At 50.6% G+C, this 21509-nt stretch carries 17 protein-coding genes; 15 read left to right on the top strand and 2 right to left on the bottom strand.

Going from position 1 to position 21509, the window contains the following annotated elements:
- Window positions 1-189 precede the first annotated feature (189 nt).
- The 13 genes from HW447_RS01255 to HW447_RS01195 all read left to right on the top strand — a co-directional run bounded on the left by HW447_RS01255 (window position 190) and on the right by HW447_RS01195 (window position 14473).
- Complete coding sequence (locus tag HW447_RS01255; protein ID WP_176253498.1) at window positions 190-1614, top strand: DUF512 domain-containing protein; 1425 nt, start codon at window positions 190-192, stop codon at window positions 1612-1614.
- Window positions 1611-2939 (top strand): ribosome biogenesis GTPase Der, encoded by a 1329-nt coding sequence (der, locus tag HW447_RS01250; protein WP_176253497.1) that lies wholly within the window; start codon window positions 1611-1613, stop codon window positions 2937-2939. The genes HW447_RS01255 and der overlap by 4 nt, the downstream gene beginning before the upstream one ends.
- 18 nt (window positions 2940-2957) lie before the next feature.
- Window positions 2958-3611 carry a glycerol-3-phosphate 1-O-acyltransferase PlsY gene (gene plsY / locus HW447_RS01245; RefSeq protein ID WP_176253496.1) on the top strand — a complete coding sequence of 218 codons (654 nt, stop codon included), beginning with the start codon at window positions 2958-2960 and terminating at the stop codon, window positions 3609-3611.
- A 21-nt stretch (window positions 3612-3632) separates the two neighbouring features.
- Window positions 3633-4643, top strand: a complete 1011-nt coding sequence (locus HW447_RS01240; protein WP_176253495.1) for an NAD(P)H-dependent glycerol-3-phosphate dehydrogenase — start codon at window positions 3633-3635, stop codon at window positions 4641-4643.
- A gap of 198 nt (window positions 4644-4841) precedes the next feature.
- Window positions 4842-6035, top strand: a complete 1194-nt coding sequence (locus HW447_RS01235; RefSeq protein WP_176253494.1) for an ABC transporter substrate-binding protein — start codon at window positions 4842-4844, stop codon at window positions 6033-6035.
- Window positions 6036-6119: 84 nt separating this feature from the next.
- Window positions 6120-7001 carry a branched-chain amino acid ABC transporter permease gene (locus HW447_RS01230; protein ID WP_176253493.1) on the top strand — a complete coding sequence of 294 codons (882 nt, stop codon included), beginning with the start codon at window positions 6120-6122 and terminating at the stop codon, window positions 6999-7001.
- A gap of 10 nt (window positions 7002-7011) precedes the next feature.
- Complete coding sequence (locus tag HW447_RS01225; RefSeq protein ID WP_176253492.1) at window positions 7012-8073, top strand: branched-chain amino acid ABC transporter permease; 1062 nt, start codon at window positions 7012-7014, stop codon at window positions 8071-8073.
- Window positions 8073-8831 carry an ABC transporter ATP-binding protein gene (locus HW447_RS01220; RefSeq protein ID WP_176253491.1) on the top strand — a complete coding sequence of 253 codons (759 nt, stop codon included), beginning with the start codon at window positions 8073-8075 and terminating at the stop codon, window positions 8829-8831. The genes HW447_RS01225 and HW447_RS01220 overlap by 1 nt, the downstream gene beginning before the upstream one ends.
- A 14-nt stretch (window positions 8832-8845) precedes the next feature.
- On the top strand, window positions 8846-9556 hold the full coding sequence (locus HW447_RS01215; protein ID WP_176253490.1) for an ABC transporter ATP-binding protein: 711 nt from the start codon (window positions 8846-8848) through the stop codon (window positions 9554-9556).
- A gap of 53 nt (window positions 9557-9609) precedes the next feature.
- Complete coding sequence (spoIVA, locus tag HW447_RS01210) at window positions 9610-11091, top strand: stage IV sporulation protein A (RefSeq protein WP_176253489.1); 1482 nt, start codon at window positions 9610-9612, stop codon at window positions 11089-11091.
- 186 nt (window positions 11092-11277) lie between these two features.
- The gene (locus HW447_RS01205; RefSeq protein WP_176253488.1) at window positions 11278-12885 is read left to right on the top strand and encodes an MBL fold metallo-hydrolase RNA specificity domain-containing protein; all 1608 of its coding nucleotides are present in this window, start codon (window positions 11278-11280) and stop codon (window positions 12883-12885) included.
- Window positions 12886-12939: 54 nt separating this feature from the next.
- Window positions 12940-13419: a ribonuclease HI gene (gene rnhA, locus HW447_RS01200; RefSeq protein WP_176253487.1), complete on the top strand. Its 480-nt coding sequence runs from the start codon at window positions 12940-12942 to the stop codon at window positions 13417-13419.
- A gap of 136 nt (window positions 13420-13555) precedes the next feature.
- Entirely contained in the window at window positions 13556-14473 is a 918-nt protein-coding gene (locus HW447_RS01195; protein WP_176253486.1) for a lysozyme inhibitor LprI family protein, read from the top strand.
- Between the two features lie 256 nt (window positions 14474-14729).
- Here HW447_RS01195 and HW447_RS01190 read toward each other — a convergent pair whose 3' ends face one another.
- Window positions 14730-16091: an MATE family efflux transporter gene (locus HW447_RS01190; protein WP_176253485.1), complete on the bottom strand. Its 1362-nt coding sequence runs from the start codon at window positions 16089-16091 to the stop codon at window positions 14730-14732.
- 293 nt (window positions 16092-16384) lie between these two features.
- Here HW447_RS01190 and alaS point away from each other — a divergent pair, with 293 nt between their 5' ends.
- Together alaS and rpsU are read left to right on the top strand one after the other, a co-directional pair.
- On the top strand, window positions 16385-19033 hold the full coding sequence (gene alaS / locus HW447_RS01185; protein WP_176253484.1) for an alanine--tRNA ligase: 2649 nt from the start codon (window positions 16385-16387) through the stop codon (window positions 19031-19033).
- Window positions 19034-19196: 163 nt separating this feature from the next.
- A complete protein-coding gene (rpsU, locus tag HW447_RS01180; RefSeq protein WP_003504099.1) occupies window positions 19197-19373 on the top strand; it encodes a 30S ribosomal protein S21 in 177 nt (58 codons plus the stop codon).
- Between the two features lie 260 nt (window positions 19374-19633).
- Here the strand turns inward: rpsU and HW447_RS01175 are convergent, their stop codons facing one another.
- Window positions 19634-21379, bottom strand: coding sequence for an Rqc2 family fibronectin-binding protein (locus tag HW447_RS01175; RefSeq protein ID WP_176253483.1), 1746 nt, complete (start codon window positions 21377-21379; stop codon window positions 19634-19636).
- Window positions 21380-21509 lie beyond the last annotated feature (130 nt).

Here is a 21509-nt window from a genome sequence, read left to right as displayed (position 1 = left end):
AATACATAGTCCCGTGAGGGCATACATTATGATATATACCATTTCCCGGCAGTCCGGTCAAGGCTTTACAGGTATTTTACTAAAAAATACATCCTTTCACCGAAGATGTGCTCCCGGAAGTTGTCATTTACAAACATACGTAAAGTTGTTATGATAGAGAAAGAAAATATAAATCGAGGTTAAAGCAATATGAAAAAGAAACTGGAAGGCCATCGGATCTTAAAGGTAGATCCAGGTTCTATCGGCGAGGAACTGGAGCTGGAGCCGGGAGACTGTGTCCTTACTATAAATGGAAATACAATACAGGATATTTTCGACTACGAATACTATGTAAACAGCCCTTCCATGATCATGACAGTCCGCAAGGCAGACGGGGAGGAGTGGGAGCTTGATATCGAAAACGATTATGAAGATCTGGGGCTTACCTTTGAAAATGGTCTGATGAGCGACTACCGCTCCTGCAGCAACAAGTGCATTTTCTGTTTTATCGACCAGATGCCTCCGGGGATGCGGGAGACTCTCTATTTTAAGGACGACGATACCCGCCTGTCCTTTCTTCAGGGCAATTACGTTACCTTGACCAACTTAAAGGAGCAGGATATTGAGCGCATCATCCGCTTTAAGCTGGCTCCCATCAATATTTCCGTCCAGACCACTAACCCGGCACTGCGCTGCAAAATGCTGAATAACCGCTTTGCAGGCAGGGCGCTTCAGATGATTGACCGTCTTTTTGAGGCGGGAACGCCCATGAATGGCCAGATTGTTCTCTGCAGGGGCGTCAACGACGGGGACGAGCTTAAGCGTTCCATTGAGGATCTGACGAAGTATATCCCCTGTATGCAGAGTGTGTCTGTGGTGCCGGTGGGGCTTTCAAGGTTTCGCGACGGCCTGTATCCTCTGGAACCTTTTACCAGGGAAGATGCCTGCCGGGTGATCGACCTCATTGAGGAGTGGCAGAAGAAAATATATAAGGAGCACGGCATCCATTTTGTCCACGCCAGCGACGAGTGGTACATCCTGGCAGAGCGGCCTCTTCCTGAAGAAGAGCGCTATGACGGTTACATCCAGCTGGAAAACGGCGTGGGTATGCTGCGTCTGCTGGCGGCAGAGGTAGAGGAGGCTCTTGCAGGGCTTGAGGATGACGGAGCTAAGCATACCGTATCCATCGCAACCGGCCGGCTGCCGTACCCATATATAGAGAGGTACGCCGGCTGGATCAAAGAGAAATTTCCCGGCCGCACCATCCATATTTACCCCATCCGCAATGACTTTTTCGGCGAGTCCATTACGGTTTCCGGACTTTTGACCGGCCAGGACGTGATCGCCCAGCTTAAGGGCAGACAGCTGGGAGAATATCTCCTCCTTCCCATCAATATGTTCCGCAGCGGGGAGACTACCTTCTTAGATGATCTCACGGCGGAGGATGCAGAAAAGGCTTTACAAGTAAAGGTGCGTATAGTAAAATCAAGCGGACGTGATTTTGTAAGAGCCGTCCTTTATCCGCAGCTGGAACCGGAGCCGGAGGAGGATGCGCCAGGTCCGGGAAGCGGCTACGGCTACGAGGGCTATGAGCTTGAGGAGCTGTCAGAAGAGATACAGGAGGAATATAAATGAGCAAACCAGTGGTAGCCATCGTAGGCAGACCCAACGTAGGAAAGTCTACGCTGTTTAATGTAATTGCGGGAGATACCATCTCCATTGTAAAGGATACGCCAGGCGTTACCAGAGACAGGATCTATGCGGACTGCAGCTGGCTGGATATGAATTTTACCATGATTGATACAGGCGGTATCGAGCCGGATACCAGTGATATCATCCTGTCCCAGATGCGGGAGCAGGCAGAGATCGCCATTGCCACGGCAGATGTGATCGTTTTTATCGTGGATGTGCGCCAGGGTCTGGTGGATGCGGATTCCAAGGTGGCGGATATGCTGCGCAAGTCCCGCAAGCCTGTTGTACTTGCGGTAAACAAGGTAGACAGCATCGCAAAGTTTGGAAATGACGTGTATGAGTTCTACAACCTGGGAATCGGAGATCCTGTTCCCGTTTCCGCTGCGTCCCGTCTGGGGATCGGAGATCTCTTAGATGAGGTGGTAAAGCATTTTGATGGAGTTTCCACAGAAGAAGAGGAGGACGACCGCCCAAGGATTGCAGTGGTAGGAAAGCCAAACGTAGGAAAATCTTCCATTATCAATAAGCTGTTAGGCGAGAACCGGGTAATTGTATCGGATATTGCGGGAACCACCAGAGACGCGGTGGATACGGAGATTGTGCACAACGGTGCCCCTTATGTGTTTATTGATACTGCGGGTCTGCGCCGTAAGAATAAGATCAAAGAGGAATTAGAGCGCTACAGCATCATCCGCACAGTAACCGCTGTGGAGCGGGCGGACATTGTGGTAGTTGTCATTGACGCCAAGGAAGGCGTTACGGAGCAGGACGCAAAGATCGCCGGAATCGCCCATGACCGTGGCAAAGGCATCATTGTGGCCGTTAATAAATGGGATGCCATCGAGAAAAATGACAAGACCATTTATCAGTATACAAATAAGATCCGGGAGACGCTGGCATTTATGCCATATGCGGAATTTATCTTCATTTCAGCCGCAACAGGCCAGCGCCTTCCAAAGCTCTTTGACATGATTGACATGGTTCGCCAGAATCAGAACCTGCGGGTGGCTACCGGTGTCCTCAACGAGATCATGACAGAGGCAGTGGCCATGCAGCAGCCGCCCTCAGATAAGGGAAAGCGGTTAAAGATCTACTACATGACTCAGGTTGCTGTCAAGCCGCCGACGTTTGTGGTCTTTGTAAATGACAAGGAGCTGATGCATTTCTCCTATACAAGATATCTGGAGAATCAGATCCGCAGCGCGTTCGGCTTTAAGGGAACATCCTTAAAATTCATCATCCGGGAACGGAAGGAAAAAGATCAGTAATACAAGGGGAAGAAAGAGATGGAACGGATCATTTGTCTGGCCGCCGGCTATTTGTGCGGCCTGTTTCAGACCGGCTATATTTATGGAAGGCTTCATGGGATTGATATACGAAAATATGGAAGCGGCAATTCCGGCAGCACCAATGCCCTGCGGGTTATGGGAAAGAAGGCAGGACTGTTCGTATTTCTGGGAGATTTTTTAAAAACGGCAATCCCATGCTTTCTGGTACGTCTGCTTTTTAAGGATCAGCCGGAGCTTATCTATGTCTATATGCTCTATACGGGTCTTGGTGTGGTTCTTGGGCATAATTTTCCCTTTTATCTGGGATTTCAGGGCGGCAAGGGCATCGCTGCCACGGCGGGGATCATTTTCTCCGTCGACTGGCGGCTGACGGCGATCTGTCTGGCCTGCTTTATCCTGATCGTGGCCGTGACGCGGTATGTGTCGCTGGGTTCTCTGGTGGTATCGTCCATTCTCCTTGTCTGGAATATCGTCATGGGCCTTCACGGCGCCTACGGCCTTACAGCCGGGGAGGTCTGGGAATTTACGGCTGTGACCTGCGTGATTACTGCCATGGCATTCTGGCGTCACAGAGCCAATATCGGACGCCTTTTAAAAGGTACGGAGAATAAGGTGGGCGCAAAGAAGGAAAGCGCCCCAAAGCCGCAATAAAAATAACAGGAGGGATACCATATGGCTAAGATCGGAGTGATCGGTTCGGGAACCTGGGGGACGGCTCTGGCGGTGCTGCTTTCAGGAAACGGACACCAGGCGGAGCTTTGGTCCGCCGTTCCTGCGGAAGTGGAAGCGCTTACCGCCACAAGACGCCATCCTAATCTGGGAGATACGCCGATTCCGGAGAATATAAGAATCACAGGCGACTTACAGGAGGCCATGGAAGAAAAGGAACTTCTGGTTCTTTCCGTACCGTCCGTCTATGTACGGGAGACCGCAGGGAAAATGGCCCCTTTTCTGAAAAAAGGGCAGGTTGTGACCAATGTGGCAAAGGGAATTGAGGATGGTTCTTTAAAGACGTTGTCTGAGGTAATCGAGGAGGAGCTGCCTGCGGCTTGTGTGACCGTTCTTTCCGGCCCCAGCCATGCGGAGGAGGTCAGCCGCGGCCTTCCCACTACCTGTGTGGCGGGGGCTCATAAAAAGGAGGACGCGGAGCTTGTGCAGTCTCTGTTTATGAGCCGGGTATTCCGCGTATATACCAGCCCGGATATGCTTGGCATCGAACTGGGAGGGGCCCTGAAAAATGTGATTGCACTGGCAGCCGGAATCGCAGACGGCCTGGGCTGCGGAGACAATACAAAAGCGGCCCTGATTACCAGAGGAATTGCGGAGATTACACGGCTTGGAACCGTCATGGGCGGCCGTCCGGAGACCTTTTCCGGTCTGACCGGCATCGGGGATCTGATCGTTACCTGCGCCAGTATGCACAGCCGCAACCGCAGGGCCGGTATCCTGATCGGAAAGGGCTATACCATGGAAGAAGCCATGAAGGAAGTGAATATGGTGGTAGAGGGCGTATATTCCGCCAGGGCTGCAAGAGCACTTTCTGAAAAATATCAGGTTTCCATGCCGATTGTGGAGCAGGTAAACCAGGTTTTATTTGAGGGAAAGTCTGCAAAGGACGCCCTTTATGAACTGATGCTCAGGGATCGGCGGATGGAGAATTCTGATCTTGTATGGAAGGCATAATGAAAAAAAGATCCGTTTAAGCGGCAAAATTGCGCTTACTGTCTAAAAAAGGTTGACAAGGTATCGCTAAATTTTTATAATGAAAAAAGCTTTAATACAGCAAAGCATTATAATCGTGCAGTGAATGACGTGTGAAAGAAAAGAGAAAGGTGAAAACTCTTTCCTGAAATATGTCAGGCGCAAGAGGAGGAGAACATTATGAAAAAGAGATTTTTAAGCGTAGGACTTGCGGCAGTGATGGCTGCGTCACTGACTGCCTGCAGCGGCTCCGGTTCCGCAGACGGCGCAAAGAGCCAGTCGGCAGGAGAAGAGAAGTCGGCAGACGGCACTGTATTTAAAATCGGCGGGATCGGCCCTCTTACAGGCGGTGCCGCCGTATATGGAGCAGCTGTACAGCACGGCACTGAGCTGGCGGTCAATGAGATCAATGCAGCAGGCGGTGTCAATGGCTATCCCATTGAGTTCCAGTTCCAGGATGATGAGCACGATGCCGAAAAGAGCATCAATGCTTACAATACATTAAAGGACTGGGGAATGCAGATATTAGTGGGAACCACTACATCCGCGCCCTGTGTGGCAGTGGCAGACAAGACGGCAGCAGATAATATGTTCCAGATCACTCCCTCCGGTTCAGCCGTAGAGTGTGCTGCCAATCCAAATGTATTCCGCGTATGCTACTCTGATCCGGATCAGGGAGCAGCTTCCGCTGCTTACATCGGCGAACATAAGCTGGCAACCAAGATTGCAGTGATCTATGACAGTTCCGACGTGTATTCCAGCGGCATCTATGAAAAATTTGCTCAGGAGGCTCCCGGACAGGGCCTGGAGGTAGTGGCGGCAGAGGCATTTACCGCTGACAGCAACAAGGATTTCTCCACACAGTTACAGAAGGCAAAGGATTCAGGCGCTGAGCTGGTATTCCTTCCTATCTATTACACAGAGGCTTCCCTGATCCTTCAGCAGGCTAATACCATGGGCTTTGCGCCTCAGTTCTTCGGCGTAGACGGTATGGACGGCATCCTGCAGGTAAAGGGCTTTGACACAAGCCTGGCAGAGGGCCTTATGCTTTTAACTCCATTTGCAGCTGACGCAACGGACGATTTGACGGTTAAGTTCGTAAAATCCTACGAGGAAGCTTACGGCGAAACTCCTATTCAGTTTGCGGCTGACGCATATGACGCGGTATACGCGGTAAAGGCGGCCTTAGAGGATGCAAAGGCAACTCCCGATATGTCTGTAAGCGACCTGTGCGATGCGATGAAAGTTTCCATGCTGAACATCAAGCTGGATGGACTTACCGGCGAGAGCATGACCTGGACCGAGGACGGAGAGCCGCATAAGGCACCTAAGGCAGTGGAGATCGTAAACGGTGCTTATTCTGTCATGGAATAAAATTTTTATAACAAAAAACCCGACGGAGGGTTGTCGAAAGACAGCCCTCCTGTTTGTAGGAAATAAATAAAGAGGTGTGTGTAAATGAGCTTTGTTAACTATTTGATCAACGGCGTCAGCCTGGGCAGTGTATACGCGATCATAGCCCTTGGATATACCATGGTATACGGGATCGCCAAGATGCTGAATTTTGCTCACGGCGATGTTATCATGATCGGAAGCTATGTGGTGTTTGTGGCAACAGGCTCCATGGGACTTCCCCCTTTGGCCGGCGTGCTTCTGGCAGTAGCCGCCTGCACAGTGCTGGGTGTTGTGATCGAGAGGGTGGCATATAAGCCTCTTCGCTCCGCCTCCCCGCTGGCGGTTCTGATCACTGCCATCGGTGTCAGCTATCTGCTTCAGAACGTGGCCCTTTTGATCTTCGGCGCGGATACAAAATCCTTTAAGTCCGTAGTAACTCTCCCGGCCCTGCGTCTGGCCGGCGGACAGCTGACTATTACAGGAGAGACCATAGTAACCATTGTCTCCTGTATTGTTATCATGATTGGCCTTGTGACCTTTATCAATAAGTCCAAGGCGGGGCAGGCAATGCTTGCCGTATCCGAGGATAAGGGAGCGGCTACTCTTATGGGCATCAATGTAAACGGCACCATCGCGCTGACCTTCGCCATCGGTTCCGCACTGGCGGCGGTTGCCGGCGTGCTTTTATGCTCCGCTTATCCGTCCTTAACGCCCTATACCGGCTCTATGCCGGGTATCAAGGCATTCGTGGCTGCCGTATTCGGAGGAATCGGCTCTATACCGGGAGCGTTTATCGGAGGAATCCTGTTAGGTATCATTGAGATTCTGTCTAAGGCATATATTTCCTCCCAGTTATCCGACGCGATTGTGTTTTCTGTGCTGATTGTTGTGCTGCTTGTAAAGCCCACAGGCATCCTTGGAAAGCAGATCAGAGAGAAAGTGTAGGTGTACCGGTATGAAGAGCAACGCAAAAAAGAAAACATTTATAAACAACATGATTACCTACGGTATGGTGATCGCAGCCTATCTCATTATGCAGCTTCTCATAAGCGGAGGCCATGTTTCCAGCCTGGTTAAAGGACTTCTGGTTCCTTTCTGCATCTATGTGATCATGGCCGTATCCTTAAACCTGACGGTAGGTATTCTGGGAGAATTAAGTCTGGGACACGCCGGCTTTATGTGTGTGGGCGCATTTACAGGGGCCCTTTTTTCCAAATGCATGAAGGGAGCCATGGATCCAACGCTGTCCCTGGTGATCGCCGTTTTGATTGGAGCGGCCGCTGCAGCTGTGTTTGGCATCCTCATCGGCATACCTGTGCTGCGTTTAAAGGGAGACTACCTGGCCATCGTTACCCTGGCCTTCGGCGAGATCATTAAAAACCTGGTCAATGCCATTTACCTGGGAAGAGATTCCGCCGGTTTCCATTTTTCCTTAAAAGATTCTCTGTCCCTGGGGCTGGCTCCTGACGGGGAGGTGCTCATCAAAGGCGCTCAGGGTATCACAGGCACGCCTCAGGCGGCTAATTTCACCATCGGCGTCATACTGGTGCTTATCACCCTGTTTATTGTTATGAATATCATAAATTCCCGAACAGGCCGGGCCATTATGGCGATTCGCGACAACCGGATTGCGGCTGAATCCATCGGTATCAATATCACAAAATATAAGCTGATGGCATTTTCTGTATCTGCGGCTTTGGCCGGAGTGGCAGGCGTGCTCTATGCGCACAATCTGACGACCCTGACCGCTCTTCCAAAGAACTTCGGCTACAATATGTCCATTATGATCCTGGTATATGTGGTTCTTGGCGGCATCGGAAACATCAGAGGCTCTGTGATCGCTACGGTGATCCTGTATATGCTCCCGGAGCTTTTAAGAGGCTTAAGCAGCTACCGTATGCTGATGTATGCCATCGTTCTGATCCTCGCCATGCTCTTTAACTCTGCGCCCCAGTTTGTGGCGCTCAGAGAGAGGATCGCTCAGAATTTCAGAAAGAAAGAGAAGGAGGCGGCATAATGGCACTGCTGGAAGTAAAGAACTTAAGCATTTCCTTCGGCGGTCTTAAGGCCGTTGACGGTTTCCATATTGATATTGAAAAGGGGCAGCTCTACGGCCTGATCGGCCCAAACGGAGCTGGAAAGACTACGGTATTTAACCTTCTGACCGGCGTTTATAAGCCTAATGCCGGGAGCATTGTCCTGGACGGGAAAAATATCACAGGAAGAAGCAACATTCAGATCAATCAGGACGGTGTGGCCAGAACCTTTCAGAATATCCGACTGTTTAAGGATATGTCCGTGCTTGACAACGTAAAAGCAGGGCTGCACAACCACTACCGGTATTCTGCGGTAGAGGGAATCTTCCGTCTGCCAAGGTATTTTAAGGTAGAAAGGGAGATGGATCAGGAAGCCCTTCGCCTTTTGGACGTCTTTGGCCTTGCAGATGAATGTGATTTCAAAGCCTCCAACCTTCCCTACGGCAAGCAGAGAAAGCTGGAGATTGCCAGGGCGCTGGCTACACAGCCAAAGCTGCTTCTGCTGGATGAGCCGGCGGCGGGCATGAACCCAAACGAGACGGCGGAGCTGATGGATACCATCCGCTTTGTGCGTGATACCTTTGATATGACCATTCTGCTGATTGAGCATGATATGAAGCTGGTAAGCGGTATCTGTGAGAAACTGACTGTACTGAACTTCGGACAGGTGTTAAAAGAAGGCCCTACCAGCGACGTGCTCCACGACCCGGAAGTGGTTAAAGCATATCTTGGCGAATAGGAGGAGAGGATATTATGGCTATGCTTGAAGTCAGAGACCTGGAGGTATATTATGGCATGATCCAGGCTTTAAAGGGAATCTCCTTTGATGTGGAGCAGGGAGAGATCGTGGCCCTGATCGGCGCAAACGGTGCAGGCAAGACCACCACGCTGCACACCATTACCGGTTTGTTAAACGCCAAGGCGGGAAAGATCGTCTATGAAGGAACCGATATCACCCGCATACCGGGCTATAAGCTGGTAAGCATGGGAATTGCCCACGTTCCTGAGGGACGGCGCGTATTTTCCAGTCTGACGGTTCTTCAGAACCTGAAAATGGGTGCATACACCCGAAAGGACAAAACCGAGATGGATGAGACGCTTAAGATGATCTATACGCGTTTCCCGCGTCTGGAGGAGAGAAAGAGCCAGCTGGCAGGAACACTTTCCGGCGGTGAGCAGCAGATGCTTGCCATGGGACGCGCCCTTATGAGCCATCCAAGGCTGATTGTTTTAGACGAGCCGTCCATGGGTCTGTCCCCGATCTATGTAAATGAGATCTTCGATATCATCCAGAAGATCAACCAGGACGGGACCACGGTGCTTTTGGTGGAGCAGAACGCAAAGAAAGCCCTTTCCATCGCACACAAGGCATATGTGCTGGAGACCGGCTCTATCGCCCTTTCCGGGGACGCCAAGGAGCTGATGAACAACGATCGGGTAAAGAAGGCATACTTAAGCGAGTAATACAAGTCAACCCCCTGTGCATATATTATAAAAACGTGCAAGGGGGTATTTTTATGGACAATTTTGATGTATACAGAGACATTGAGGCCAGAACCGGAGGCGAGATCTATATCGGCGTGGTAGGTCCGGTGCGGACGGGAAAATCCACGTTTATCAAGCGATTTATGGAGCTTCTGGTGCTGCCGGCCATGGAGGATGAAAATCTGCGGACCATAAGCCGCGACGAGCTTCCTCAGAGCGCGGCGGGAAAGACCATCATGACCACAGAACCCAAATTCATTCCAAAGGAAGCGGCAAAGATTACACTTGAGGATGGGATCCAGGCCAAGGTGCGGCTCATCGACTGTGTAGGCTTTATGGTAGACGGCGCTGCCGGCCATGTGGAAAACGGGGAGGAGAGGCTGGTGAAAACGCCCTGGTTTGACCATGAGATTCCCTTTACACAGGCGGCGGAGCTGGGCACCCGGAAGGTCATCGGGGATCATTCCACCATTGGAATCGTAGTTACTACGGACGGGTCCATCGGCGATATCAAGCGGCCCGGATACATAGGGGCGGAGCGCCAGACCGTAGATGAGCTTAAGGCTCTTGGAAAACCCTTTATCATCCTTTTAAATTCCCTGAAGCCGTATTCAGAGGAAACGGTTCGGCTGGCTAAGGAAATGGGGGAGGAATACGGGGTGTCCGTGCTGCCCGTGAACTGCGAGCAGTTAAAGAAAGAAGATATTTTTCATATTCTGGAACGCGTTTTGAAGGAATTTCCTGTAACGGAGGTAGATTTCCATATTCCCAAATGGCTGGAGATTCTTCCGTCCACCCACTGGCTGAAGGCCCAGGTGATCCAGACAGCCAGAGATATTTTGCAGAAGATAGGCCATATGAAGGATGTGGCCGCCAGGATTCAGGATGTCAACAGCCAGCCCGGAGCCGTAAAATCTATCTCCATCCGCAAGATGGAGATGGCAGACGGAAGCGTAGCCCTTCAGGTGGAAATGGATGACAGCCACTATTATCAGATCCTGAGCGATTATGTGGGGCTTCCCATCAGCGGAGAATACCAGCTGATGCAGACCTTAAGCGGTCTGGCCCGGATGCAGAAGGAGTATGAGAAGGTAAAAAATGCCCTGGCACAGGCAAGACTTAAGGGCTATGGGGTCATGATGCCGGAGCGCAGCGAGATCCTGTTAGATGAGCCACAGGTGATCCGTCACGGCAATAAATACGGAGTGAAAATGAAGGCGGAGGCTCCGTCTATCAATCTCATCAAGGCTCATATTGAGACAGAGATCGCGCCCATTGTGGGAAGCGAGCAGCAGGCTCAGGATCTGATTGCCTATATCAAGTCCAATGCCAGAGAGAGTGACGAAGGCGTGTGGAGCGCCAATATTTTTGGAAAATCCATTGAGCAGATCGTAGAGGACGGGATCCAGGCCAAGATCGCTCAGATGACGGAGGACTGCCAGATGAAGCTGCAGGATACGCTTCAGAAGATCATCAATGACAGCAATGGCGGAATGATCTGCATTATTATCTGACCATTCAGGCGAGTATCAGGAGGGTGTTTTATCATAATTCTTAAAAATGTATAAAACAACCAAAAATATTGCATTTTAAATGGATAATATGGTATAATATCTCTAAGTTTACAGAATATTACATTATTTCACCATACCATCCGTCTGTGCTTTTATCCGCGGATGATACGAATTTCAGAGGGGAGAATGCATATGAGACTAACCTTTATCGGAGCGGATCATGAAGTTACTGGAAGCTGTCATTTTCTTGAGGTCGGAGACTGCAGGGTGCTGATCGACTGCGGAATGGAGCAGGGAAACAATCCATATATCAATGCAGAGCTTCCGGTAAGCTACAGTCAGATCGACTATGTATTCCTGACCCACGCCCACATCGACCATGCGGGGATGCTGCCATGGATCTATGCCAGAGGCTTTAAAGGTCAGGTGATCACCACCTATGCCACCAGGGATCTGTGCGACATCATGCTGCGCGACAGCGCCCACATTCAGGAGATGGAGGCAGAGTGGAAGAACCGGAAGGCGCGCCGGGCCGGCAGGACGGAGGTAGAAGCCCTCTATACCATGGAGGATGCACAACAGGTGCTCCGCCATTTTGAGGGAGTCGCCTATGGTCAGATGTTTCGGCTCAACGACAACCTGACGCTGCGTTTTACGGATGTGGGTCATCTTCTGGGATCTGCCTCCATTGAGATCTGGGCAACAGAAGGGGATGAGACGCGCAAGATCGTATTTTCCGGCGATATCGGCAACAAAAACAAGCCCCTGATCCGGGATCCACAGTACATCACAGAGGCAGATTATGTGGTGATGGAATCCACCTACGGCAACCGGTATCACAAGCGGACCACAAGCTATATTGAAAGCCTTACAAGGATCATTCAGGAGACGCTGGATCGGTCGGGCAATGTGGTGATTCCCGCTTTTGCAGTGGGCCGTACCCAGGAGCTTCTGTATATGATCCGCCATATCAAGGAGCAGAAGCTGATTCACGGCCATGACGGTTTTCTGGTGTATGTGGACAGTCCTCTGGCTGTAGAAGCTACCCAGGTCTTTAAGGAAAATCTCATGGAATGTTATGATGAGGAGACAAAGGCCCTGGTAGAACAGGGGATCAATCCCATTGATTTTCCGGGCCTGCGGCTGTCCATCACCAGCGACGATTCTAAAAATATCAACTTTGACATGACTCCCAAGGTGATCATTTCTGCGGCAGGTATGTGCGATGCGGGCCGGATCCGCCATCATTTAAAGCATAACCTGTGGAGGCCGGAGTGCTCGGTGGTTTTTGCGGGCTATCAGGCAGAAGGAACCCTGGGGCGGCTTCTTCAGGACGGAGCCCCGGCGGTAAAGATCTTTGGCGAGGAGATCGATGTCAGGGCTCATATCGAGACCATTGACGGCATCAGCGGCCACGCGGACCGGGATGGCCTTTTAACCTGGATTCTGGCCTTTGAGAAACAGCCGGAGCATATATTTGTAGTCCATGGAAACGAAGAGTCCTGCACTTCCTTTACGGACACTCTGGCGAACCAGCTAAAGCTGGATGCAGACGCTCCTTATTCCGGTTCGCAGTTTGACCTTATAAGGAACTGCTGGATCTGCCGGACAGAGCCGGTGCTGGCAGAGAAGGAGAAAGAGACGGAGAGAAAGGCTGCCGGTGTCTATACCAGACTGGCAGATGCGGGAAGCCGGCTGATGGAGGTAATCAGCCACAATCAGGGCGGGGCCAACAAGGATCTGGCCCGGTTTACAGAACAGATCCTGGCGCTGTGTGAGAAATGGGACCGCTAGCCCAAAGGCGGCACGCCAGGAGCAGTGATAAAATAGATACAGGAGACATAAAACATGACAGAAGTACAGATCTATACAGATGGATCGGCCAGAGGCAACCCGGACGGTCCCGGAGGCTACGGCGTAGTGATGCATTACAGGGACAGAAACGGCGCTCTTCACGAGAAAACGCTGTCCGGCGGCTATGCGCGGACCACTAACAACCGGATGGAGCTGATGGCAGCCATCGTGGGACTGGAAACCCTAAACCGCCCCTGCGCGGTAGCCCTTTATTCTGATTCCAGGTATCTTACGGATGCTTTTAACAAACACTGGATTGAGGGCTGGGTGGCAAAGAACTGGAACCGGGGAAAAAGCGGGCCTGTAAAGAACATAGACCTGTGGAAACGACTTTTAAAGGCAAAAGAGCCGCATCAGGTCACATTTATCTGGGTCAAGGGCCATGCAGGCCATCCTGAAAATGAACGCTGCGACCAGCTTGCCACTTCTGCTGCAGACGGAACAGAGCTTATGATCGATGAGGGACTGGCCTAGCGCCGGTCCCTTTTATGGTAATATCTTACATATCTCTTACAAAGTATTACTCCTTTGAAAATCGTATTCACAATTACCTGTTTTTGTGTTAAGGTAGTTCTGGTAATGAAATTCGATCAGACAGGGATGATGTGATATGAAGGATAAAAGGATATGGCTGGTGATCATCTGCATCCTGATGATCGGGATAGCGGTGACTTCTTATACCCGCACGGTGATAAGAGAGCAGGAGACCGCAGAAGGCTTCCCCGATATGGCTGCCTTTGCTGCGGCAGAATCCGGTGCAGAGGAAAATCTCAAGGGGTTTCCTGATACACGTTTGAAAGATACAGAGGAAAAACAGGGAGATTCTGCGGAAAATGACCGATCTGTTGGAACTCCCGCCACGGGTTCTCAGCTCCGGGCCATAGAACGGCCCCGGCCGGCATCTGCCGCTGCCTCAGAGGATGTTCCTGCTGAGACAGCGGCAGATGGGGAAAGTTCCGGTGAGCCGGTTTCAGACAGTGAGGTGCAGGCGTACGGTGTGGCTGCAGCGCAGGTTCCGGCTGCTGATTCAGATCCGGCTGCCCAGCCGGCCTTAGGAGCCGCAGGGCTGTCCGCTGCGCCGGCTTCAGAGTCAGAAACGGCTGGGGCAGAAGGAAAGGATGCTTCCGGTGAAAAAGAGGAAAGCGAAGCAGGGATTTACCGCAAACGCCTCAATGATCTGGATGCCCAGATTCAGAAGATGCGGGAAGATGAGAAAGATCCCAATGTATACTCTATTAAAACCTCTGCCGAAACGGAGGTCAAGATGTGGGACAGTGAAATGAATACCGTCTATAATGCCCTCCTGGCGATCCTGCCTCAGGAGGAGGCAGAGGCTCTTGCAAAGGAACAGAAGGAATGGCTTAAGACCCGTGAGTCCTCTGCAGCAGAGCAGTCCGGAAAAACCGGAAACGTGGGCGGGATTACCTACAGTTCCAGCCTTGTAAACCTGATCCGCGACCGGGCCTATGAGCTGGCAGACCGATATGAGGAGGTCAAGTCCGGGACGCAGGGAAGTTCGGGGCGGTAAAGGGGCTGCAATCCACGGAAACTGTCGGTGTAACTTCCGGTATGTGTCTGACTAAACCTGCGCTGACAAATCAGCGCAGGACCGCAGAGAAAACAGTGACCTTCAAAGAGACTTCCTTGTTTCGATACGGTCGAGAGGATTATAAAACAAGGACTGTGAGAAAGAAAAATCTTTTTCGCAGTCCTTGTTTTTACTGTATTAAAATATATGATTGACATCGCTGCTTTTGATTAAGAAGGTATTCCATCCTCCGCAGCTACAGAACCTGAAACTCCAGCCATTTTCTGCTCATATACCGCTTGGTAAAAAGGATTCCGCGGATCAGCCAGTCAGAGAACATACCGATCCACACGGCTACTGGTCCTACGCCGAGGCCGCGGATGAGAAAGATACACAGGGATACCCGGCAGAGCCACATGGAAAGACAGGAAATGATCATGGTATATTTGACATCTCCGGCGGCCCGCAGAGCATAGGCGGGGATGAAGGAAGGTACCCAGATCAATGGTTTTACAATCGTGATAAGCGTCAAAAGCCCCAGAAAAATATTCATGCTTTCCGTTTCCATGCTTGAAAGCGTCACAATAGGACGGGCCAGCAGGAACAGGAGAATACAGCTGCCGGCTACGGCGATCTCCGCTGCCACACAGAACTTTTTTACATAGTAAACGGCCTCATCCTTTCGGCCCGCCCCCAGACAGTGTCCGGTAACGGTCATAAGTCCGATGCCTACGCCCACTCCTGCAATACCGTTAAAACTCTCAAAGTTGGAGGCCATGGCGTGAGCGGCCATGGCAGTGACTCCTAAGGTAGATACACTGGACTGGATGGCCAGCTTTCCGAACTGGAACATACTGTTTTCTATGCCTGCCGGGATGCCGATATGGAGGATACGGCGGATCAGAGGCATATGAGGCCGGATACGGATATAATTGGACACATGGACCGGCTGATTTTCTCTAGGCTTTGCCAGGCGCATAAGTACCAGAAAGGCGCATAAAGCCCTGGCGGCCAGCGTGGAAATAGCTGCTCCGGCCACGCCCTGTCCCAGGATGAGTACCAGAACCACATTTCCGATGACGTTTGCAATATTTGCGATCACAGACATGGCCATGGGGAAGCTGGTGTTTTTCTGCGCCCTGAAAATAGAAGAGCCGGCATCATACAGGGCGATAAAAGGGTAGGACAGGGAGGAAAAGAAGAAGTATGTCCTGGCGGAGTTAAATACGTCCGCTTCCACCGTTCCGAAGATGAGCCTCAGGATCTGACGGTCAAAAAGAATGCAGAGGGCAGCTGTTACAAGGGAGATGAAGGTTACGATAAACAGCGTCTGCTCCGCAGAATGGACAGCGTGTCCCAGTTTTTTCTGACCCAGATACTGGGCGCAGACGATGGTGCCTCCGGTAGAGAGGGCATAAAAAGCCTGGATCACCAGAATATTGATGGAATCCACCAGTGATACGGCGGAAATGGCATAGGAGCCGACATGGGCCACCATAAAGGTATTGACCATACCCATCATGGTGATGAGAAGCTGCTCTGCCATCAGGGGCAGCAGCATGGCAGTAAGCTGCCGGTTGGTAAAAAGATGGTCTGTGGGGGTGGGGGATTGGTTCATGGAAAAGTGTCCTTTCCGGCGCATTCAGAGAATACGCCATTATATTTAGGAAAATATATGTACGCTCAGGAAACGCCGCCATGTGTTTCCTGAACTGCTGATGGTAAGTTTAGCACACTCTGCAAAATGTCACAATGGAGATAATAACGAAATAGGAACCAAATAAAAAGCTGTTTTGTTTAATCAGACAGTCTTGATAAATATAAGTCAATATGGTAAAATGACGCTTATGGTTACGATTTCAAATTAAGATGTGCAGATACCGCGCATCAAAGGATATGGAGGAAGAGAAAGTGAAAGAACCACAGTACCGCGGAGTGAACGAGCTGCGCCGTATGTTCCTTGAATTTTTTGAAGGCAAGGGCCATTTGGCAATGAAAAGCTTCTCACTCGTGCCCCATAACGATAACAGCCTTCTGCTGATCAACTCCGGTATGGCTCCCTTAAAGCCCTACTTCACCGGTCAGGAGATCCCTCCCAGAAGAAGGGTTACCACCTGCCAGAAGTGCATCCGTACCGGAGATATTGAGAATATCGGAAAAACCGCCCGACACGGCACTTTCTTTGAGATGCTGGGCAACTTTTCCTTTGGCGATTATTTTAAGACAGAGGCAATCCACTGGTCCTGGGAATTTTTGACAGAGGTGGTAGGCTTAGATCCTGAGCGTCTGTATCCCTCCGTTTACGTAGACGATGACGAGGCTTTCGAGATCTGGAACAAGGAGATCGGTATTCCCGCAGACCGTATTTTCCGTTTTGGAAAAGAGGACAATTTCTGGGAGCACGGCTCCGGCCCCTGCGGCCCCTGCTCTGAGATCTACTATGACAGAGGTGAGAGATTTGGATGTGGAAAACCCGGATGCACCGTAGGCTGTGAGTGTGACCGCTACATTGAGGTCTGGAACAACGTATTCAGCCAGTTTGAGAATGACGGCCACGGCCATTATTCCGAACTGAAACAGAAAAATATTGATACGGGTATGGGGCTGGAGCGTCTGGCCGTAGTGGTTCAGGGCGTAGATTCCCTGTTTACCGTAGATACCAACAAGGCGCTCTTAGACCGTGTCTGCGCGCTCTGCAAAAAGGAATACCAGAAGGAACATGAGACAGATGTTTCCCTGCGCATTGTGACAGACCACATCAAGTCCTGTACCTTTATGATCTCTGACGGCATCATGCCTTCCAACGAGGGCAGAGGCTATGTCCTGCGCCGTCTGCTGCGCAGAGCTGCCCGCCATGGCCGCAAGCTGGGGATTGAAGGCAAGTTCTTAGCAGACCTTTCAAAGACTGTGATTGATCTTTCCAAGGACGGTTATCCAGAGCTGGAAGAGAAGCAGTCCATGATCTTTAAGGTATTGAGTGAGGAAGAGGATAAGTTCAATAAGACCATCGACCAGGGTCTTGCGATTCTTGCTGAGATGGAGGCTTCCATGGCTTCTTCCGGCGAAAAGACCTTATCCGGTGAAAATGCATTTAAGCTTTATGATACGTATGGCTTCCCGATAGACCTGACAAGAGAAATCTTAGAGGAAAAGGGCTGCGGCGTGGACGAGGAAGGCTTTAACGCTGCTATGAAGGAGCAGAAAGACAAGGCCCGCAAGGCCCGTAAGGCAACCAACTACATGGGAGCGGATGTGACTGTATATCAATCCATTGACCCGTCCATCACCTCTGAATTTGTAGGCTATGACAAGCTGACAGTTGAATCGAAGATTTCCGTGCTGACCACAGAGGAAGAGCTTGTAGAGGCTCTTACAGACGGCCAGACCGGAACCATTATCACGGATGCGACCACCTTTTACGGCACCATGGGCGGCCAGCAGGGCGATAAGGGTATCATTTCCAATGAAAACGGCCAGTTTAAGGTAAAGGATACCATTCACCTTCAGGGCGGCAAGATCGGCCATGTAGGCGTGATGACAAAGGGAATGCTCCGCCATGGAGAAACCGTAACTCTGTCTGTATGCGAGAGAAACCGTGCCTTAACCTGCAAAAACCACAGTGCCACCCATCTGCTTCAGAAGGCTTTAAGAACCGTTCTTGGAAGCCATGTAGAGCAGGCAGGTTCCTATGTGGATGCAGGCAGACTCCGTTTTGACTTTACTCATTTCTCAGCCATGACCCCTGAGGAGATCATGAAGGTAGAAGATATGGTAAATGCAGAGATCAGCGCATCTATTCCGGTTGAAACTCAGATTATGACCTTAGACGAGGCAAAAAAGACAGGAGCCATGGCTCTGTTCGGCGAGAAGTACGGCGAGAAGGTCCGGGTCGTAAAGATGGGCGATTTCTCTACCGAGCTGTGCGGCGGTACCCATGTGGCAAATACCAGCGCCATTGCATCCTTTAAGATCCTTTCTGAGGCAGGCATCGCGGCAGGTGTAAGACGTATTGAGGCTCTTACCTCTGAGGGCCTAATGAAACATTATGCAGAAGTAGAAGAGGAACTCCATGAGGCAGCAAAGGCAGCCAAGACCACTCCTGCATCCTTAACTTCCCGTATTGAGGCTCTTTTAGAAGAGATCAAGACACTGGCCTCTGAAAATGAGAAGTTAAAGAGCAGGCTGGCAAATGACTCTCTGGGTGATGTTATGAGTCAGGTAAAGGAAGTAAACGGTGTTTCAGTGCTGGCTTCCAGAGTGGCTGACGTAGATATGAACGGCCTGAGAAATCTGGGTGACCAGTTAAAAGATAAGCTGGGCGAGGGCGTAGTCGTGATCGCCTCTGTGCTGGACGGCAAGGTAAATCTGATGGCGACCGCAACAGACGGCGCGCAGAAGAAAGGCGTTCACGCAGGCAACCTGATCAAGGCGATCGCAGGCCTGGTAGGCGGTGGCGGCGGCGGCCGTCCCAACATGGCTCAGGCCGGAGGAAAGAATCCTGCGGGCGTTGACGAAGCCCTTAAGAAAGCGGTTGAAACGGTAGAGGAGCAGACGAAATAGGCAATTTTATCCAGTTTCTCACCGTGGAAATAAAAATAAGAAAAAAATATGAATTTTTTCTTGACGTATGGGATTTTTATGCTATAATCATAACAGTGCTAAAAATACCCAAACAGTTGTATTATGCACAATTACACAACTGGAGGGAGGTTAGGTGTGAGCGATGTCAAACGTAATTGTTAAAGATAACGAGAGCTTAGACAGTGCTTTACGCAGATTCAAAAGAAACTGTGCAAAGGCTGGCATTCAGCAGGAAATTCGTAAGAGAGAGCATTACGAGAAGCCAAGCGTAAGACGTAAGAAGAAGTCTGAAGCTGCTCGTAAGCGCAAGTATAACTAATTCACGCACAGGGTTAGTTAGTTTTTGAGTAAAGTAAATCAGCCGGCTGCCGGGAAGAATCCTGGCGGCTGGCTGTTTTATGCTGTAAAAAAAATATTGCGGGAACATAATCAGATGGAAACTGTTTTGGAGCCTGGGCCTTTTCCTGCGCAAAAAAGGCCGGAGCCAAAGGACAGGGAAGAAAACCGACGTTTTCTGCTGCTTTTTGGCTCCGTTTTTTGATGCGGCGATTCCGAACTCGCCCTTATACGGCGCTGGGCTTATTTTATCTCATTGAGCCCGCAGGAGGGAACGGCTACCATAGAAAAGTTGGTATGATAGATCACGAATCCAGGCGCTGCGCCGGTTACCTTTTTGATGCTTTTCTTCTGGATATAGTCGATTTCCACCTTTTCGCTGTCGCGCCCCTTGGAATAGTAGGCGGCCAGCGCGCCCGCCTCCTCAAAGGCCCGATCCGGGATTTCGGCTTTGCCGTCGTTTTTCAGGATTACATGGGAACCGGGGATTCCCTTGGCGTGAAACCACCAGTCGTTTCCGCTGGCGAACCGGAAGGTCAGATCCTCGTTCTGGTAATTATTTTTGCCTACATAGATGTGATAACCGTCAGAGGAAATGTAATGGAAGGGCTTACTTGTAACCTTGGGCCGTTTGTCGCCTGGTCGGCGTTTCTTTACATATCCATACTCCATCAGTTCTTCTTTGATCTGCACCAGATCGTTTTCAGCCAGGGCAATATCCAGGGCGGAACTGATAGATTCCAGGTGATCGATCTCGGCTCTTGTCTGGTCGGTCAGCTGGCTTAAGGCCTCGAAGGTGCGCTTTAATTTATTATACCGGTCAAAATGCTTTTTGGCATTGTCCTTTGCAGAAAGCTGGGGATCTAGGGGGATGGATATTTCTTTTCCGGTATAATAGTTTATACAGGAAAAAGAGTTTTCTCCTCCTGAAAGCTCGTATCCATAAGTGTTTAACAGTTCTCCGTAAATCCGGTATTTTTCCCGTTTCTCCGTATCCTTCAGCTGCTTTAGCTGCAGGTCGTATTTTTTATAATTGCGCTCCAGGGCTGTCTGGACGATTCGTCTCAGATCAGCAGATTTCTGCCGGATCCGGGTGCGCGTGTCTCTGGATGCATAGTAATTTTCCAAAAGGGCGCTGACAGAGGCCCATTCTTCCCTGCGGTATCCCCTTCCTTCACAGCAGGTCAGAGGGATTGCGGCGTATTCTGCAGGGCCATCCTGGTCATACACGATGGCCGGAGAAAAACGTCCCTCTTTTACATCCTCCATTATCAGGCGGAAGGTATGGGCCAGGTGGGTCAGTTCTGCTGCAGAAAGCTCGTTGGCAGAATGGTCGGAGTCGATGGAAGCCAGATGGCAGATTTCCTCCGCCACAATGGGGCTGATCCCTGTAAAATGGTTATACAGGGCCTTCTGGACTGTCATGGGCGCGCTCTTTACGGTCTGGCAGAAGGTTTCCTCCGTTACGCTCAGAGGATCCTCCTTGGCCACTGTCTGCGGGATGAAATACATTCTTCCGGGAAGGACTTCGCGGACGGAACTCATATTTGCGGATACGTGCTTGATGCTGTCAATAATTGTGCCGTCCTCTTTGCAGAAAATGATATTGCTGTGCTTTCCCATGATCTCCACGATGAGCCTTTTTCGGCAGAGATCGCCCATTTCATCCAGATGCTCTAATGTAAATTCCAGAATACGCTCCAGTCCCGGCTGGGAGATGGAAAGGATCCGGGCGCTTCCGATATGCTTTCTAAGAAGCATACAGAAATTGGGCGCAGTGAGAGGGCTGGGCTTATTGGTTTCGGTAAGATAGATAAGGGGCAGACTGGCGCTTGCGGAAATCTGCAGCCGATAGGCCTCCCGGTTATTTTTAATGGCAATGAGCAGCTCATCCTTTTCCGGCTGGGCGATCTTTGTGATCTTCCCACCCTCTAAGGTCTTTTTTAACTCACAGGCCAGATTGGCAATGGTAATACCGTCGAATGACATATTTGATACACTCCTGTCAGGCCCATATTTGTCCTGGCTTCTCACATAAAAGAGAAAGCCTGGGACGGGGCGCTTGTCTATAAGGATAGCATAATTTCGGGAAATAGAAAAGGGAAACTGTTTTTGGGAG

The sequence above is a fragment of the Enterocloster alcoholdehydrogenati genome (genome assembly GCF_013282095.1).
Lineage (GTDB): Bacteria > Bacillota > Clostridia > Lachnospirales > Lachnospiraceae > Enterocloster > Enterocloster alcoholdehydrogenati.
The sequence above is the reverse complement of the archived record's forward strand: the minus strand, read 5'-3'. Positions and strand labels throughout refer to the sequence as shown.

Bases quoted from the DNA above. Each gene is read 5' to 3' on its own strand.
- HW447_RS01205 (WP_176253488.1), top strand. From the start codon at position 11,278: ATGCATATGAGACTAACCTTTATCGGAGCGGATCATGAAGTTACTGGA.
- HW447_RS01255 (WP_176253498.1), top strand. From the start codon at position 190: ATGAAAAAGAAACTGGAAGGCCATCGGATCTTAAAGGTAGATCCAGGT.
- HW447_RS01190 (WP_176253485.1), bottom strand. From the start codon at position 16,091: ATGAACCAATCCCCCACCCCCACAGACCATCTTTTTACCAACCGGCAG.
- HW447_RS01175 (WP_176253483.1), bottom strand. From the start codon at position 21,379: ATGTCATTCGACGGTATTACCATTGCCAATCTGGCCTGTGAGTTAAAA.
- HW447_RS01195 (WP_176253486.1), top strand. From the start codon at position 13,556: ATGAAGGATAAAAGGATATGGCTGGTGATCATCTGCATCCTGATGATC.
- HW447_RS01220 (WP_176253491.1), top strand. From the start codon at position 8,073: ATGGCACTGCTGGAAGTAAAGAACTTAAGCATTTCCTTCGGCGGTCTT.
- HW447_RS01235 (WP_176253494.1), top strand. From the start codon at position 4,842: ATGAAAAAGAGATTTTTAAGCGTAGGACTTGCGGCAGTGATGGCTGCG.
- HW447_RS01240 (WP_176253495.1), top strand. From the start codon at position 3,633: ATGGCTAAGATCGGAGTGATCGGTTCGGGAACCTGGGGGACGGCTCTG.
- rnhA (WP_176253487.1), top strand. From the start codon at position 12,940: ATGACAGAAGTACAGATCTATACAGATGGATCGGCCAGAGGCAACCCG.
- spoIVA (WP_176253489.1), top strand. From the start codon at position 9,610: ATGGACAATTTTGATGTATACAGAGACATTGAGGCCAGAACCGGAGGC.
- der (WP_176253497.1), top strand. From the start codon at position 1,611: ATGAGCAAACCAGTGGTAGCCATCGTAGGCAGACCCAACGTAGGAAAG.
- HW447_RS01230 (WP_176253493.1), top strand. From the start codon at position 6,120: ATGAGCTTTGTTAACTATTTGATCAACGGCGTCAGCCTGGGCAGTGTA.
- rpsU (WP_003504099.1), top strand. From the start codon at position 19,197: ATGTCAAACGTAATTGTTAAAGATAACGAGAGCTTAGACAGTGCTTTA.
- plsY (WP_176253496.1), top strand. From the start codon at position 2,958: ATGGAACGGATCATTTGTCTGGCCGCCGGCTATTTGTGCGGCCTGTTT.
- HW447_RS01225 (WP_176253492.1), top strand. From the start codon at position 7,012: ATGAAGAGCAACGCAAAAAAGAAAACATTTATAAACAACATGATTACC.
- HW447_RS01215 (WP_176253490.1), top strand. From the start codon at position 8,846: ATGGCTATGCTTGAAGTCAGAGACCTGGAGGTATATTATGGCATGATC.